This is a genomic window from Acidovorax soli, from assembly GCF_900107605.1.
GTDB classification, from domain to species: Bacteria; Pseudomonadota; Gammaproteobacteria; order Burkholderiales; family Burkholderiaceae_C; genus Acidovorax; species Acidovorax soli.
Genome location: NZ_FNQJ01000034.1, coordinates 21,599 through 35,867, shown reverse-complemented (window position 1 = coordinate 35,867; position 14,269 = coordinate 21,599). Strand labels below are relative to the sequence as shown.

General features: G+C 63.4%; 19 protein-coding genes. 15 read left to right on the top strand and 4 right to left on the bottom strand.

The annotated features are described in order from the left end of the window. Positions 1 to 212 precede the first annotated feature (212 nt). The 7 genes from BLW02_RS16665 to BLW02_RS16640 all read left to right on the top strand — a co-directional run bounded on the left by BLW02_RS16665 (position 213) and on the right by BLW02_RS16640 (position 4,653). On the top strand, positions 213 to 1,553 hold the full coding sequence (locus tag BLW02_RS16665; protein WP_092700475.1) for a GmrSD restriction endonuclease domain-containing protein: 1,341 nt from the start codon (positions 213 to 215) through the stop codon (positions 1,551 to 1,553). Between the two features lie 278 nt (positions 1,554 to 1,831). Continuing rightward, entirely contained in the window at positions 1,832 to 2,149 is a 318-nt protein-coding gene (locus BLW02_RS16660) for a hypothetical protein (RefSeq protein WP_244273735.1), read from the top strand. 245 nt (positions 2,150 to 2,394) lie between these two features. Continuing rightward, the gene (locus BLW02_RS16655; protein WP_092700472.1) at positions 2,395 to 2,721 is read left to right on the top strand and encodes a hypothetical protein; all 327 of its coding nucleotides are present in this window, start codon (positions 2,395 to 2,397) and stop codon (positions 2,719 to 2,721) included. A 121-nt stretch (positions 2,722 to 2,842) separates the two neighbouring features. Continuing rightward, positions 2,843 to 3,160, top strand: coding sequence for a DUF2322 family protein (locus BLW02_RS16650; RefSeq protein ID WP_092700469.1), 318 nt, complete (start codon positions 2,843 to 2,845; stop codon positions 3,158 to 3,160). Between the two features lie 316 nt (positions 3,161 to 3,476). Beyond that, a complete protein-coding gene (locus BLW02_RS16645) occupies positions 3,477 to 3,725 on the top strand; it encodes a hypothetical protein (protein ID WP_087746685.1) in 249 nt (82 codons plus the stop codon). 145 nt (positions 3,726 to 3,870) lie between these two features. Continuing rightward, complete coding sequence (locus BLW02_RS19960; RefSeq protein ID WP_159433798.1) at positions 3,871 to 4,044, top strand: hypothetical protein; 174 nt, start codon at positions 3,871 to 3,873, stop codon at positions 4,042 to 4,044. 18 nt (positions 4,045 to 4,062) lie between these two features. Then, positions 4,063 to 4,653: a DUF4124 domain-containing protein gene (locus BLW02_RS16640; protein ID WP_139285395.1), complete on the top strand. Its 591-nt coding sequence runs from the start codon at positions 4,063 to 4,065 to the stop codon at positions 4,651 to 4,653. 321 nt (positions 4,654 to 4,974) lie between these two features. Here BLW02_RS16640 and BLW02_RS20335 read toward each other — a convergent pair whose 3' ends face one another. After that, positions 4,975 to 5,106 (bottom strand): hypothetical protein, encoded by a 132-nt coding sequence (locus BLW02_RS20335; protein ID WP_280140387.1) that lies wholly within the window; start codon positions 5,104 to 5,106, stop codon positions 4,975 to 4,977. Between the two features lie 464 nt (positions 5,107 to 5,570). Here BLW02_RS20335 and BLW02_RS16635 point away from each other — a divergent pair, with 464 nt between their 5' ends. Next, a complete protein-coding gene (locus BLW02_RS16635; RefSeq protein WP_244273734.1) occupies positions 5,571 to 6,500 on the top strand; it encodes a M23 family metallopeptidase in 930 nt (309 codons plus the stop codon). A 79-nt stretch (positions 6,501 to 6,579) separates the two neighbouring features. On the opposite strand, the gene gltS is transcribed toward BLW02_RS16635, so the two are convergent. After that, positions 6,580 to 7,776, bottom strand: a complete 1,197-nt coding sequence (gene gltS / locus BLW02_RS16630) for a sodium/glutamate symporter (protein WP_092700463.1) — start codon at positions 7,774 to 7,776, stop codon at positions 6,580 to 6,582. Between the two features lie 258 nt (positions 7,777 to 8,034). On the opposite strand from gltS, the gene BLW02_RS16625 reads away from it, so the two are divergent. After that, positions 8,035 to 8,571: a pseudouridine synthase gene (locus BLW02_RS16625; protein ID WP_092700460.1), complete on the top strand. Its 537-nt coding sequence runs from the start codon at positions 8,035 to 8,037 to the stop codon at positions 8,569 to 8,571. Positions 8,572 to 8,778: 207 nt separating this feature from the next. Here the strand turns inward: BLW02_RS16625 and BLW02_RS16620 are convergent, their stop codons facing one another. Continuing rightward, on the bottom strand, positions 8,779 to 9,306 hold the full coding sequence (locus BLW02_RS16620; RefSeq protein WP_092700494.1) for a DUF2242 domain-containing protein: 528 nt from the start codon (positions 9,304 to 9,306) through the stop codon (positions 8,779 to 8,781). A gap of 129 nt (positions 9,307 to 9,435) precedes the next feature. On the opposite strand from BLW02_RS16620, the gene BLW02_RS16615 reads away from it, so the two are divergent. From BLW02_RS16615 to BLW02_RS16605, 3 genes are all read left to right on the top strand, one after another. Then, entirely contained in the window at positions 9,436 to 10,527 is a 1,092-nt protein-coding gene (locus BLW02_RS16615; protein ID WP_342029671.1) for a ketopantoate reductase family protein, read from the top strand. After that, a complete protein-coding gene (locus BLW02_RS16610; protein WP_208859750.1) occupies positions 10,524 to 10,943 on the top strand; it encodes a VanZ family protein in 420 nt (139 codons plus the stop codon). The genes BLW02_RS16615 and BLW02_RS16610 overlap by 4 nt, the downstream gene beginning before the upstream one ends. An 83-nt stretch (positions 10,944 to 11,026) precedes the next feature. Then, positions 11,027 to 11,461, top strand: a complete 435-nt coding sequence (locus BLW02_RS16605; RefSeq protein WP_244273733.1) for a thermonuclease family protein — start codon at positions 11,027 to 11,029, stop codon at positions 11,459 to 11,461. A 13-nt stretch (positions 11,462 to 11,474) separates the two neighbouring features. On the opposite strand, the gene BLW02_RS16600 is transcribed toward BLW02_RS16605, so the two are convergent. Continuing rightward, positions 11,475 to 12,398, bottom strand: a complete 924-nt coding sequence (locus BLW02_RS16600; RefSeq protein ID WP_092700453.1) for a DHH family phosphoesterase — start codon at positions 12,396 to 12,398, stop codon at positions 11,475 to 11,477. A 108-nt stretch (positions 12,399 to 12,506) separates the two neighbouring features. On the opposite strand from BLW02_RS16600, the gene BLW02_RS16595 reads away from it, so the two are divergent. From BLW02_RS16595 to BLW02_RS20050, 3 genes are all read left to right on the top strand, one after another. After that, positions 12,507 to 13,307: a pseudouridine synthase gene (locus BLW02_RS16595; protein WP_425285672.1), complete on the top strand. Its 801-nt coding sequence runs from the start codon at positions 12,507 to 12,509 to the stop codon at positions 13,305 to 13,307. Between the two features lie 107 nt (positions 13,308 to 13,414). After that, entirely contained in the window at positions 13,415 to 13,954 is a 540-nt protein-coding gene (locus BLW02_RS16590) for a DUF924 family protein (RefSeq protein ID WP_092700450.1), read from the top strand. Between the two features lie 153 nt (positions 13,955 to 14,107). Beyond that, positions 14,108 to 14,251, top strand: coding sequence for a hypothetical protein (locus BLW02_RS20050; protein ID WP_167544077.1), 144 nt, complete (start codon positions 14,108 to 14,110; stop codon positions 14,249 to 14,251). Positions 14,252 to 14,269: the final 18 nt, after the last annotated feature.

Sequence of the window (14,269 nt, the reverse complement as noted above, 5' to 3'; positions counted from 1 at the left end):
AGGCCCAAGTGCTGCCCAAACGGTCTCCATCGCGCTGCCTGAACGCGGCTGCCTTCTAGCACTCACAAATTCGAGTTGTTCAGGACATCCCTAGGCTACAAGCCCCTTGCAGCGTTTTCTGCGTGCCAGTTTAGACCGCAAGCGCCAGATATGGCCTGCGGCTTGGTGCGGTCTACATTACCTTATCCCCCCCCAAGAAAGGACTTTTTGAGATGGAAGATGAATTCGATTTAACTATTGAGTCTGACGACACTGAAGACGTAGCGTTGCCCGCAGAGAGCAAAAAGATTTTTACGTCCAGTGGCGACCTGGAAATTGATTCGCTGCACAACAAAAAAACAAGGGGCAGGCTAGTTCTTCAGCCTGACTTCCAGCGTCAGTATGTTTGGGACGCCGTAAAGGCAAGCAAGCTCATCGAATCAGCAATCCTTTCCATTCCACTGCCGATCATCTACCTATCTGAAGAAAAAGATGGCAAGGAGTACGTCATTGATGGGCAGCAAAGGCTCACATCCTTCTTCTCATTTATCGAGGGGGTTTTTCCTGATGGAAAAGTATTTAAACTTGGCGGGCTAAATGTCTGCACCGACTTGAACGGAAGGAAATTCAGCGAACTTTCCGAGGAAATTCAGGACAAAATTCGTTATTACAAAATTCGCGCCATCACCTTCCAGAAAGATTCTAGCGAGGATCTTAAGTTCGAGATATTTGAGAGACTAAATACAGGCTCCGTCCAACTTAATGACCAAGAGTTGCGCAACTGTTTGTATAGAGGGAAACTCAACACAGCCCTCCGAGAGATGTCACTTGATCCGGATTTCATGTATCTATGCGGCCTAAAGACACAAGACAAGCGGATGAGAGACGTCGAGCTTGTTTTGAGATTCTGCGCGTTTTACCACAAAACCTATCTCAATTATAAGGCCCCAATAAGAGCATTCCTCAACAGCGAGTCACAAGAAAAGAAAGACATATCAGACAAGGATCTAATAGAATTGAAGGCAGCATTCAAAAATGCCTGCCAAATTATAAGATCAATATTCGATAAAAACGCTTTCAAGCGATACTACAAGGGCAAGCCAGAGGACCCCAATGGATATTGGGAACCAAAGAAATTCAATGTGTCACTATACGACATACTGATGTACTCTTTTGCAAAAGAGGACAAAAACAAGGTTTTCCAAAACCTTGATTCCATCAAGGAAGCCCTAATTCATCTAATGACAGAGGATCAATCATTTATTGATTCGATAGAACTGTCTACAAGTTCCGTACAAGCAGTCACTGTGCGATTCGACAAGTGGCGATCTACGCTGCAAGGAATTCTTGGCGTCGGCCAAAAGGAACCCAGATGCTTCTCTTACAAACTTAAGGAGGAACTAATAGAAAAGGATGCGACATGCGCGATATGCGGCCAGAGAATTAGCAGTGTGGACGATGCGGCGTTAGACCACATCAAGCAATACTGGATGGGAGGAAGGACAATCCCGGAAAACGCAAGGCTTACTCATCGCTATTGCAATTGGTCGCGACCAAGGAACGAGGCGGTATAACTGGGCGTTCAACGTGGACGCCAACAGCCGCCATGCCTTCGGCATTTTATTGGCCGCTGTTGGTGCCCTGCGCCCTTCGGGCTCCGGCGCCAGTTAACTAGTTCGTTGAGCGCCTGCTTCTATTTACCGCCAGCGGCAGCTCTTGGCCGTAGACAGACTTCGATCGGTTCCCAATAAGCCCCCCCTATGGCCTACAGCGCGTCGTCGTTCATGACAGTGCTCGGGGCCAGCATGGCGCTGGGCGGCGGGCACCGGGCTTTTGAGATACAAACATTGCTATGCCTCTGACCCAGCCCATGACGCCTACCTTCACACCAACCTTCGCCCACGTGCCGCCCGGCCCGCTGGCGGGCCCCTTGCGGTTGTTGCCCGTCAACGCTGGTGTGGTGGCGGTGCACACGGCCGATGGCGCGCATGTGGGCTCGCTCAAACAAGTGGGCGGGGTCTGGAAGTTCAAGGCCATGGGCTACGACGCTGCCGGTGGCATGGAGCCCGGCCACGGCCCGCTGACGGAGCAGCACAACATGCAGTTCGCCACGCCCGATGCAGCCGAGGTGAGCGCCCGGCTGCTGGCAACGCTGGGGAGCGCGCAGTAAGAGCGGCTCCAGGCCCCCGGCTGGGCGCCAGGGGCACACCAGCACAACAGATCGTCTGCGCCGCAGCCCGGTTCATCGGGTGTCATGGTGGACCATCGTGAGCCACCGCGCTAAGCCGGATGGGGCGACGTTTTGAGTGCGCCGGGCACTTCGCGCTGATCGGCTCTTGCGCTGCGCTATATTTTTAGTAGCTGTTTGCGCTGATTCCACTTGCAGTGATGCCATTTTTTACCTAAAACCACACCATGCCCCGCCGCCCGCACCACCACGTCTACGTGGTCGAACTCCCCAAAGACGTGCTGACCGGCCCCCGCTTTCGCAAGAACAACCCCGGCTACATCGACGGCAAGCCCTGCGTGTATGTGGGCATGACGGGCCTGAACCCGGATGTGCGGTTTGACAAGCACAAGGCGGGCATCCAGGCCAACCGGTTTGTCACGCAATACGGCCTGCGGCTGCTGCCCGATCTGTATGAGGGATTCAACCCCATGGGCTATGAAGAGGCGGTGGACCGGGAGATCGAGATTGGTATCGACCTGCGCTCGGCGGGGTTTGGGGTGTGGCAGGCGTAAGAGGCTAGCGCCCATTGCACGGGCAACGGAAAGTACAATAAAACTCCTGTTTTCATAGCTGCTAGCGCTTATCCATAAAGCGCCAGAAGCCATTTTGATCAGAATATTCTTCAATACCTCCATGAACTTCGCAGACCGCCTGAAACAACTCCCCTCCGCCAGCCACTTCGCCGCCCTGCAGCTGCAGGATGCCAATGGCCAGGTGCTGGCCACCATCGAGAACAAGCCCGGCCAGACCGGCTCTCTGGTGGTGTATGCCGCGCTGGCGGCGCTGTATGGCGGCAGCATTTCGCCTGCGGCGGCCGGCCTGGGGCTGGAGTGGTATGCCGAACATGTGGCGGATGCGCGGGCGTTTCCGGGCAAGCACCCCAACATCGACCGGCTGCTGGCCTGGGCCGAGGGCGGCGAGAGCTACCGCGCCCAGCCCATCGCTGCGTAATGGTTCAACGACGGGGGCCTGTTTCGTTGCACGGCGTCGAACCCGTCATCAGCCGTTCGTCGTAAAAAAGGGGGGCGAGTGGGTGCCGTCCGTGCCCATGGATTGCGGCTTTGGCGCGCACAGCGTGGGCTATACCCGCTGTCGCATAGCGCGGGCGTGGCGGGGTTGGCAGGCCGGACCATGCATTCACACCCTATCGGACGGGCTTCAAACGCTCTCTTTTTAATAGCTTATGGCGCTTGTTCCTGCTGAACAAAATGCCCATTTGTCACCAAATTGGGTTACCCTCGCCGCCTTATTCCCCAAGGAACCCGCCATGAAAAAACTCAATGTCACCATCCAGCTTGAAATGTCCGTGCCGGACGACTGGGAACTGGTGGGCACCTCCGAAGGCACGCCGGTACTCAAGCTGCCCAATGGCGTTTTCATGGACGTGGCCATCGAGCCGCTGTTTGCCAGCAACCCCGAGGAAACCTGGAGCAGCACCGATGACGACGATGTGCTCAACGACATCCTGGACATGGTGGAGAGCGAGGCGGTGACTTACGAGTTTGTGACGCACTGAGCCCCTGCCACCCGGGGGGCTGCGCAAGGCGGACTGCCGCACAGGCAAGGTGCGCCGCACCAGTGCCGTTTTTTGTTTCCCCGACTGTACGGAGATGCCATGCTGATTTGCAAGCGTGCCAAACGGCTCGACCTGCATACCGACTATGAGCAAAAACAAACCGCGTATGCCACGCTTGTTGGAGAAACTGAAACCAGCTGCCGCAGCCGATAAGACTGCGTTGACCAAGGGATGGGAACACGCCCTGGAAAGCGGGCCGCAGGCGATGGCGGCATTCCATGCCGCACGCCAAGAACGCATTGAACGCAACCGAAAGTAGAGACAAGGGAGCGAAGCCATGTTCAAACCAGCCATTCTTCTCACGGCCGTGATGCTGTCTGCCACCCCGGCCTGGGCCATCAACAAGTGCACAGGGCATGATGGCAAGGTGGTGTTTCAGGATGCGCCTTGTGCCGATGGCAAGGGCGAGAGGCTCAACATTCGATCAACGTCCGCACCTGCGGCCAGTGCCGGTGCCACCGGGGATGCACAAGCCCGCCTTGAAAAAATGAAACGCGACAACGAGATGGCGGAGGCCATTCGTACGCGCAAGCCACTGGTGGGAATGACATTGGCTCAGCTCCAGGAGGCGATGGGGCCGGCAACCAAAGTCAACGCAAATAACTACAACGGCACCCAGTCTGAGCAGGTGATCTATGAGCGCCCGCAGGAAACCTGGCTGGTGTACACGCGCAATGGTGTGGTTGATTCGATCCAACACAGGCCAGGAGCTCCAATTGGTTCAACGCCATCTCGTGCCACTGGCCCTTGCCCAACACAGCACGAGATCAACAACGCGATCACATCCGCATCCAGCATGACGGTGTCCGATGCTGAGCGTGCCGAGCGTTGGAAAACGATTCGGGCGATGCAAGCCTGCGGGAAGTGAAACTTCGTTTTAACATTGAGAGGACCTTAAGGCAATGCTGATCATGTGGCACTACCGGCCTGGTATCGGCGTGTAGCTGCAGACTTCATCTCGTAATTCAAACAATGGCGTGCTCCATTTAGCGCACCCCGCGCGCGCACGGTACAGGGCCGTGCATGACAATTGAAACCCTCCCCCTGAACAGCTCGAGCACCGCACGGTGCGGCAGCTGCGCACGCTTTTCAACGGCGCGTGCATCGCTGGCACACTTGGGGTTTGGTGCGTGCGCGGTGCGCCCCGTGTGGTCGCAGGTCAGCAGCAATGCCTTCTGCCTTTTCAACATCAACAAATGAACAGGAGTTGCAGCATGACCACGCCCACACCTACGCGTTCGACCCGCATCAAAACTCCGCGCCTTTGCGGCTGACTCCGCATCACGCTGACCTTGCTGGTGGCGGTGTGGGTGCGTGCCATGGGCGCAGTCCACCGTGGACGGCTACTTGGAAGACGGCAACCGCCGCTTGCTGGATCACTACGGCGACATCCTCGCCAGCCTGAACCACCAGGCCAACACCACCAGTGCGCGCGTTGGCTTCGGCCAGCCCTAGGCGGCGTTCCACGAGTGGGGCACCAAGCACATTCCACGGCGCAGGTTGCTGTTTGCCGATCCTGATGCAGGCGCACTGAGCCCCGACGATGAAGCGGCGGTGCTGGACATCCTTGGCGTATGGTTGAACGACCTGGGGAACTAGCTGCAGCAAAATGCAAAAAGCGCCCAAAACGGCGCTTTTTCTACTTTGGCGCTGGTTTTCATGTTGGGAGAGAGATTTTCAAGGCCCCATCCCACTCAATCCCGCGATAGCCCCGAAAATCCCGATTTATCGCGCCGCCCACTCTCTCGTTATCTGAACTCCCCTCAACGAATATCTGCCACCACCGTGTCCACCCCTGCCTTTCACCCCACCGTCCCCCACCTGCTCACCCGCCGCGCTGCCCTGCTGGGCGCGGGCGGCCTGCTTGCGCTGCCCGCCCTGGGCCGCGATGCCAGGCCGCAGCCCGTGCCCCCCAGCATGTGGCCACAGGCGCTGCAGGTGCCCGGTGGCGTGGCGCGCCTGTCGCTGGGCCCGGCGGCCACGCGGCCGGTGGCGCAGGTGCGCCAGGGCGATGCCGATGTGCCGGTGCTGGTGGTGGGCGATGCCATCGAGTGGACGGGTGTGGTGGGCATACCGCTGGCGGCAGCGCCGGGCGATGCGTACATCAGCGTCGTGCAGGCCGATGGCGGCAGTGCGCGGGAGGTGCGGCAGGTGCGGCAGGTGCCCTACACCGTGGCACCCAAGCAGTACCAGGAGCAGCACCTCAAGGTGCCACCGCGCACGGTGGACCTGTCGCCCCAGGACCAGGCCCGCTACGAACGCGAACGCGACCACCAGGCGCAGGTGATGGCAACCTGGAGCATGCCAGCGGACGGCAATCTGCCCTCGCTGCGCATGCGGGTGCCGGTCCCGGGGCGGCGCTCCAGCTCGTTCGGGCTGCGGCGCGTGTTCAACGGCCAGCCGCGCAATCCGCACAGCGGCATGGACATTGCCGCCGCCACGGGCACGCCCATCGTGGCGCCACTGCCGGGCCGGGTGATTGACGTGGGCGACTATTTCTTCAACGGCGGCACCGTATGGCTGGACCACGGCCAGGGCTTGCTGACCATGTACTGCCACCTGAGCAGCATGGACGTGCACCTGGGCGATGTGCTGCAGGCGGGCGAGGCGTTTTGCAAGGTGGGCGCCACCGGCCGAGTAACCGGCCCGCACCTGCACTGGGGCGTGATGCTCAACCGCACCATGGTGGACCCGTCACTGTTCATTCCCGCGTGATTTCAGCATTCACGGCGGTGGGTGGCGCGCAGTGCCATGAACAACAGCAGCCCGCCACGCCGCGCAGCGCCTCGGCGGGCTACTTCAAGTAGTTCATGAAGCCGGTGATGATCACCGCGTTGAAGAAGTCGATGAACAGCGAGCCCACCAGCGGGATCACAAAAAACGCCTTCACCGACGGGCCATTGACTGCGGTGAACGCCTGCATGTTGGCCATGGCATTGGGTGTGGCGCCCATGCCAAAGCCGCAGTGGCCAGCGGCGATGACGGCAGCGTCGTAGTCGCCCCCCACCATGCGGAAGGTGACGAAGTAGGCATACGCAAACATCAGCACGGTCTGCGCCAGCAGGATCACCAGCAGCGGCCCGGCCACCTCGGCCAGCTCCCACAGTTTCATCGACATGAGCGCCATGGCCAGAAAGAACGCCAGCGAGACATTGCCCACCACCTCGAACTGGCGCAGCGGCAGCTCGGTCTGGCGCCAGTCAATGATGTTGCGTACCACAGCCGCCACCAGCATGGGCCCCAGGTACGAGGGCAGCGTGATGCCCATGCCCTTGAGCCAGTTGACCAGCAACGTACCCGCCCCGATGCACACGGTGATCAGGATGCTGGCGTACATCACCGTGTCGCCGGTGGATGCAGAGGCGGACGTTGGCAGCATGGACACCGCAGGTGCTGCGCCCGCGGCGGATCCGGCGGGGCGCAGACCATTGCGGCGCATGAGCAGGGTGCCCAGCGGGCCACCAATCACGCAGCCAGATACCAGGCCATAGGTGGCCGCCGCAATGGCGGCGGGCAGCGCGCCAGCGGCACCGGCCTGCTCCAGAAGCGGGCCAAACGCGGCGGACGTGCCATGCCCGCCCGTGAGCGAGATGGACCCCGCCGCCACACCAATCAGCGGATGCACGCCTAGCACTGCAGCCAGCCCGGCGCCCAGCAGGTTCTGCAGCACCACCAGCCCTACCGCTGCTGCAAGAAACAGCGCCACACCCACGCCGCCTTTTTTGAGCAACTCAAAACTGGCTGAAAAGCCGATGGTGGTGAAAAACACCAGCAGCAAAAACGCGCGCATGTTGTCGTAAAACTCGAAAGCGAACAGGCCCGTCTGGTGCCCGATCAACGCAATGACCGAGAACACCAGCCCGCCGATGATGGGGCCGGGGATGAAGTAACGCGAGAGCACGTCCACGCGCTTTTTGACGAACTCGCCGACCACCAGCAACACGGCGGCGATGCCGATGGTCTGGGCGATATCGAGCTGAATGGTGACCATGGCGGTGCGTCCTGGATTCCTTGATGGGGGGTCAGGCAACACTTGCCCAGATGATTTTGCTACTGATTAAATAGCAAATGGCGCAAACAACAGTAGCGCAACGTGGCGATTTTACCCGTCAAGAATCAGCCCTCCCATCCGACCAGACGCTGACGAATCCACCCGCCTGCGGCTTGCGGGCCTGGTGGCGCCAGCACCAGCGCAGCGCGCTATGCTCGACCACCCGCCACTGCACCACCGCGCCACAGAACCCCGTTCATGACTGCCCGCCTGATCCGTTTCAACAAACCCTATGGCGTGCTGAGCCAGTTCACGGCCGAGGGCAAATGGCAGGGGCTCAAGGACTACATCGCCCTGCCCGGCGTGTACGTGGCCGGGCGGCTGGATGCCGACAGCGAGGGCTTGCTGCTGCTCACCGACGACGGCAAGCTACAGGCCCGCATTGCCGACCCGCGCTTCAAGATGGAGAAAACCTACTGGGTGCAGGTGGAGGGCGTGCCGGATGAAGCCGCGCTGGCCGCACTGCGCAGCGGGGTGCGGCTCAACGATGGCCCCACCCTGCCCGCCAAGGCGCGCCTGCTGGAGCCACCGCCGGCTGTGTGGGCGCGCAACCCGCCCATCCGCGAGCGCACGGCCATTCCCACCGCGTGGATCGAGCTCGTCATCCGCGAGGGGCGCAACCGCCAGGTGCGCCGCATGACGGCCGCCGTAGGCCACCCCACGCTGCGGCTGATTCGTGCGGCCATCGGACCCTACACGCTGCAGGGGCTGGCGCCGGGAACCTGGGCGGATTGACGTGATACACCCCCTGCGCGGCTTTGCCGCTTCCCCCGCTCTCGCACTGCGGCGCAATGCGGGCAGGGGGACGCGGCCCTCGCACGCAAGCGAAGCGCCGCAGCAGCGGCTTGGCGGCCCTTGCTTGGCTGCCCTGGCCTGGGCCATGCCCGTTTCATGGGTCGCGGGTGGTGCAGCGCACCATCAAAACAATATGGCCTTGCCGCGCTATTCCATCGCGGGCTCGCCCAGGACCAGGTAGCGCTTGATGAGGTCGAAAAAGCTGTCGTAGAAGGTGTCCGAGGCAATGGTTTCACTGCCCACCTTGACCAAGGCTTCGTCGCTGGACAGCAGCGGCAGCGACACCGAGCCCACGCCCCCCACGCCCAGGCTGGCAGAGTTGTTGCTCTTCTTGAGGGTGTACTGCTCCTGCACGGCGGTCACAAACCCCAGGCTGACCTTGCCCTGGGCGCTTTCTGGAACGCACACCACACGGATCATCATCTGCAGGTGGGCGTCGGCCTCGGGCTGAAAGTTCTTCTTGCCTTCCACCATCTCGGCCACATGGGTGTTGATGATGTAGCCCTGGCTCAGCAGGGCGCGCCGGGCGGCCTCGCAGGTCTGCGCGGGCGAGGCGTCGAACAGGCGCGAATAGGTGGCCACCGAATCAAAGCTTTCCTGCGGCGAGAACACCTTGGACGGTGCGGCGCACCCGGCCAGCAGGGCCGACAGGACCACAAGGCACAGAGCAATCATCTGGCTCCAGCGCGCCAAGGGCACATGGGCGGCAGTGTGAAAAAGGGTGCGTTGGGGCATCCAGGGCAGACTCAAAACCGGGCACTCCTCGGGATGAAAATTGTCTCGGGCATCGCGGAACCATGAATCATGCCACCCCGCTGCGCAAAGCCTGTTCAGACAGCAAAGCGGGGCTCTGGTTCCCCGCAACGGGGCCCGGGCCAATGGCATCGCACAATGGCGATTTTGCCCGGGCGGGCTGGTGCAGCGTCGCAAGATGCCGCCACCAGCGCCCGCCGGGCCTCAGACAGAGGGGGTTCCATGAAGATTGCGGTAATGGGCGCGGGCGCCGTGGGCTGCTACTACGGTGGCATGCTGGCGCGCGCAGGCCATGAGGTCACCTTGATTGCCCGCGCGCACCACGCCGAGGCCGTGAACGCCCAGGGCCTGCTGCTCGAAACGCAGGCCTTTGCGCAGCGGGTGCGCGTGGCGGCCGGCACCGATGCCAGCGCCGTGCGCGGCGCGCAGTGGGTGCTGGTGTGCGTCAAGTCCACCGACACCGAAAGCGCGGGCCGCGCGCTGGCCCCGCACCTGGCCGAGGGCGCGGTGGTGCTCAGCCTGCAAAACGGCGTGGACAACGCCGAGCGCCTGCAGGCCGTGATCGGGCGCCCCGTCATCCCGGCCGTGGTGTACGTGGCCACCGAAATGGCCGGCCCCGGCCATGTGCGCCACCATGGGCGCGGCGAGCTGGTCATTGCCCCCTCGCCCACCAGCGCGGACATCGCCACCACCCTGGGGGCAGCGGGTGTGCCGGTGCAGATTTCCGACGACGTGGCCGGCGCACTGTGGGCCAAGCTGGTGCTCAACTGCGCCTACAACGCCTTGTCGGCCATCACCCGGCTGCCCTATGGCGAGATCATGAACAGCCCCGGCCTGGCCGTGCCCCAGGCGATGCAGGACATCGTGGACGAATGCCGCCAGGTGGCGCAGGCCAGCGGCATCGCACTGCCTGCAGACACCCTGGATGCCGTACTGCGTCTCGCAGCCACCATGCCCGCGCAGATGTCCTCCACCGCGCAGGACCTGGCGCGCGGCAAGCGCAGCGAGATCGACCACCTCAACGGCTTCATCGTGCACCGGGGCGAGGCGCTGGGCATTGCCACGCCCGTCAACCGGCTGCTGCACACGCTGGTGCGGCTGCTGGAAAAAAACCTGCCCGCCGCGCAAGGCGGTGCCGCATGAGGGCCGTCGCACGCCACCTCGCACACGCACCGCACTGGCTGCACCGGGGGCTGGTGGTGGGGTTCTGGGCTCTGGCGCTGTGCGTTGCGGTACTGTCGCTGATGCCCGTTGCCTACCTGCCGCCACCGGTCTTCAGCGTGTGGGACAAGGCCCAGCACGCCCTGGCATTTACCGCGCTGGCCGCACTGGGCCTGCTGGCCTATCCGCGCCGGCCCTGGCGCCTGGCCGTGGGCTTGCTGGCTTTTGGCGGCGCCATCGAACTGGCGCAGGCCGCCACCGGCTGGCGCTATGGCGAATGGGGCGACTGGCTGGCCGACGCCGTGGGCCTGGCGGCGGGAAGCGCGCTGGCATGGCGCTCCCGGCACCGGAGGGCCCCGCCTGCGGCATCACCACGGGGCAGTACGACGGGTTTATAGTCGCCTGCTCGCTGCGCGCACTGCCTGCGCCGGCCGCCACGCGCCCATCGCCATGGGCCTGATTTGCTCCATCCCCAGTACCCGTGCCCGTTTCTGTCCTGCTCTGCCTGGTCGTCGCCATCAGCGACGGCGATACCCTCACCGCCCGCTGCGGCACACCCGGCGCCTACCAGCAGGTGAAAGTGCGCATCGCGGCCATCGACGCCCCCGAGCGCAAGCAGGCCTTTGGCCAGAAGTCACGGCAGCACCTGGCGCAGATCTGCTTTCGGCAGCGCGCCACGCTGCACGCCCTGTCACACGATGCCTATGGCCGCACCGTGGCCAACGTGCGCTGCGGCACCACCGATGTGGCAGCGGCGCAGGTCAGCGCAGGCCTGGCGTGGGTGTACACGCCCTATGCCGACCAGCACCCGCACCTGGCGCCATTGCAGCAGCAGGCCCGCGCCAGCCGCAAGGGCCTGTGGGCACAGCCGCGCCCGCTGGCGCCGTGGGCCTATCGCCACCGGCACCAGCGCTGAGTGCAGGCGGGTTTCAGGCGGCAGGCCGGGCATTGAAAACGCCGCTGAGCAGTTCGGTGAGCCGCTCGGCCCCCATCTTGAAGCCGCAGGCCTGCGCATGGCCGCCGCCGCCCATGCTTTCGGCCAGCGCAATGCAGTCGAAATTGCGCTGCGCACGCAACCCCACCTTCACGCCCTTGGCGCCCGCGCTCCACATCAGCGCAAAGGTACCCGTCTTGGCCGACAGCATGTCGCCCACCAGGCTGTGGAACATGCCGGGCGCGTTGACCATCAGGCCCTCGATGCCGTTGAACACCAGGGACTGCGCGCCCTCGGCCAGGTCAGCGGCGAGCTTGCGGTATTTTTCATCCATGGCCGCGCCCCGCGCCATGAAGGCCGCGACCTGGTCGGGGGTGAAGGCAGCAATCTCGCGCCAGCGCGCAAAGCTCTGGGGCTCCATGTCGAGGGCCGACAGAAAGGCCGCGCTTTCGGGGAACTCCCATTTCCAGATGTCGCGGTCCTCGATGTATTTCAGCAGCTCCGGCACGGGCTGGCCGGGGTGGAAGAACTCCCACGCCAGGCGCGCGCCCGACTTGTGCATGTCAAAGTGCACCACGCCGCAGCGGCAGGCAAAGCCGGTGAGTTTTTCGGCGGCGCTTTTGTGGTGGTCCAGCATCACCAGCTTGGCGGCACGCTCTTCGATGGCCTGCAGGATGTCGGCCGCGAACGAAAAATCGAGGATGTACACGGCGCGGCCGGCCACGGCGGGCAGGTCGTCCACCGTCTTCACGTCGCCATGGTCCAGCCCCAGGTATTCAGCGCTGTCGCCGTAGTACAGCCATGCGGCCAGTGCGGCGCCAAAGCCATCGGGGCAATTGCGGCCGTGGTACAGGACCAGGGGAGCGGGGTCGTTCTTGTCGGGGGCAACCAGCAGTTGCAGAGGGAGAATGGTTTTCATGGTGCCTGCGATTGTCGCGTGCGTGCATGGCGAAAGCGCCATGACCCGAATGCACGCCACGCAGGCAGCACAATGCCCAGCCACAGCCTTGCCACCATGACAATCCCCATGACGCCCCTCTTGCACATTCTCTGGCGCGACGCGCACCTGGTGGCCGTCTACAAGCCCGCGGGCTGGCTGGTGCACCGCACGGGGCTGGACGCGGGCGAGACACGCTTTGTGATGCAGACCCTGCGCGACCAGCTGGGCCAGCATGTGTACCCCGTGCACCGGCTCGACAAGGGCACCTGCGGCGTGCTGGTGATGGCGCTGCACAGCGATGCGGCCCGCGCGCTGTCGCAGGCCTTCGAGCACGGTGCCACCACCAAGCGCTACCTGGCCCTGGTGCGCGGCTGGGCACCTGACGCCATCGAGGTGGACCATGCGCTCAAGCCCGACGACGCCCCTTCGGATGCCGCCGTGCAGGACGCACACACCCGTTTTCGCCGCCTGGCGCAGCTCACGCTGCCCGAGGCCAGCGACGCACGCTTTGCCAGCACCCGCGCCTCGCTGGTGGAGGCGGTGCCCACCACCGGCAGGCGCCACCAGATCCGCCGCCACCTCAAGCACCTGGCGCACCCGATCATCGGCGATGCCACCCACGGCAAGGGCCCGCTCAACCGCTGGTGGGCCGAGCGGCTGGGCCAACAAAGGCTGTGGCTGCATGCCTGGCAGCTCACGGTGCCCCACCCGGTGACGGGCGTGGCCCTGGCGTTGGACAGCGGCCTGCAATGGCCCGCAGGAAACCAGCCCGGCGCAGCCTGGGATGCCACCCCTGCGGAGCCAGCGCACTGCGATGACTCTCCCACCACCGACTGGCAACGCCTGCTGGCACGCCTGCCGTGGGAGCCGTCAAGCGGCGCACGCTAGCCTGGCTGCGCAGGCCGGCCTGGAGCGCCCTCAATCTATCGCTACATCTTTAAGAGCACGTAGCGCTTTATCATCCAGCGTTACAAGCCCATTTGAACTCCTGCCCCATGCAAGCCGAAGACATCCTCCATTTCTGGTTCGAAGAACTCTCGCCGGCGCAGCACTTTGCCCAGGAAGACGCCATCGACGCCATGATCCGCGTGCGCTTCGGCCCCACCTGGGAGGCGGCGCAGCGCTGTGAGCTGTGGCGGTGGCGCGCCACGCCGCAAGGCCGCCTGGCCGAGATCGTGGTGCTCGACCAGTTCTCGCGCAACATCCATCGCGGCACGCCGCTGGCGTTTGCACAGGATGCCCAGGCCCTGGTGCTGGCCCAGGAGCTGGTGGCCGGCGGCCATGATGCAGCCCTGCCGCCGGCGCAGCGCGCCTTTGCCTACCTGCCCTACATGCACAGCGAATCCAGCGCCATCCACGCCCAGGCCATGGTGCTGTTTAACCAGCCAGGGCTGGAGTCCAACCTGCGCTTCGAAGTGGCGCACCGCGACATCATTGCGCGCTTTGGCCGCTACCCGCACCGCAACGCCGCGCTGGGGCGCGTATCCACGCCCGGCGAGCTGGCGTTTCTGGCCCAGCCCGGCTCGTCGTTCTGAGCGGGCGCCGCACCGTCACGACCGGCGCGTGAACCGCACCGAGTCCCACTCCCAAGGCCCACCAGCGGCCGCCCCGGCACAGGCAGGCCCTGCCGTTTTGTGACGTACCATCACCCCGAGTGGTCCCATCCCGAGACCCGCCCAGGAGGATTCATGGCCAAAGGACAAATGCACAACAACAAGATGGCAAAAAAGCCGAAGAAAGACACATCGCCCCCCAAGGAGGGCCACGGTTCCGACCGCCCCATGCCGCCGGTCACGGCGGTCATTCCCCGCGGCAAGGACAAGAACAAATAGGCGACCGCAGGCGGGCGG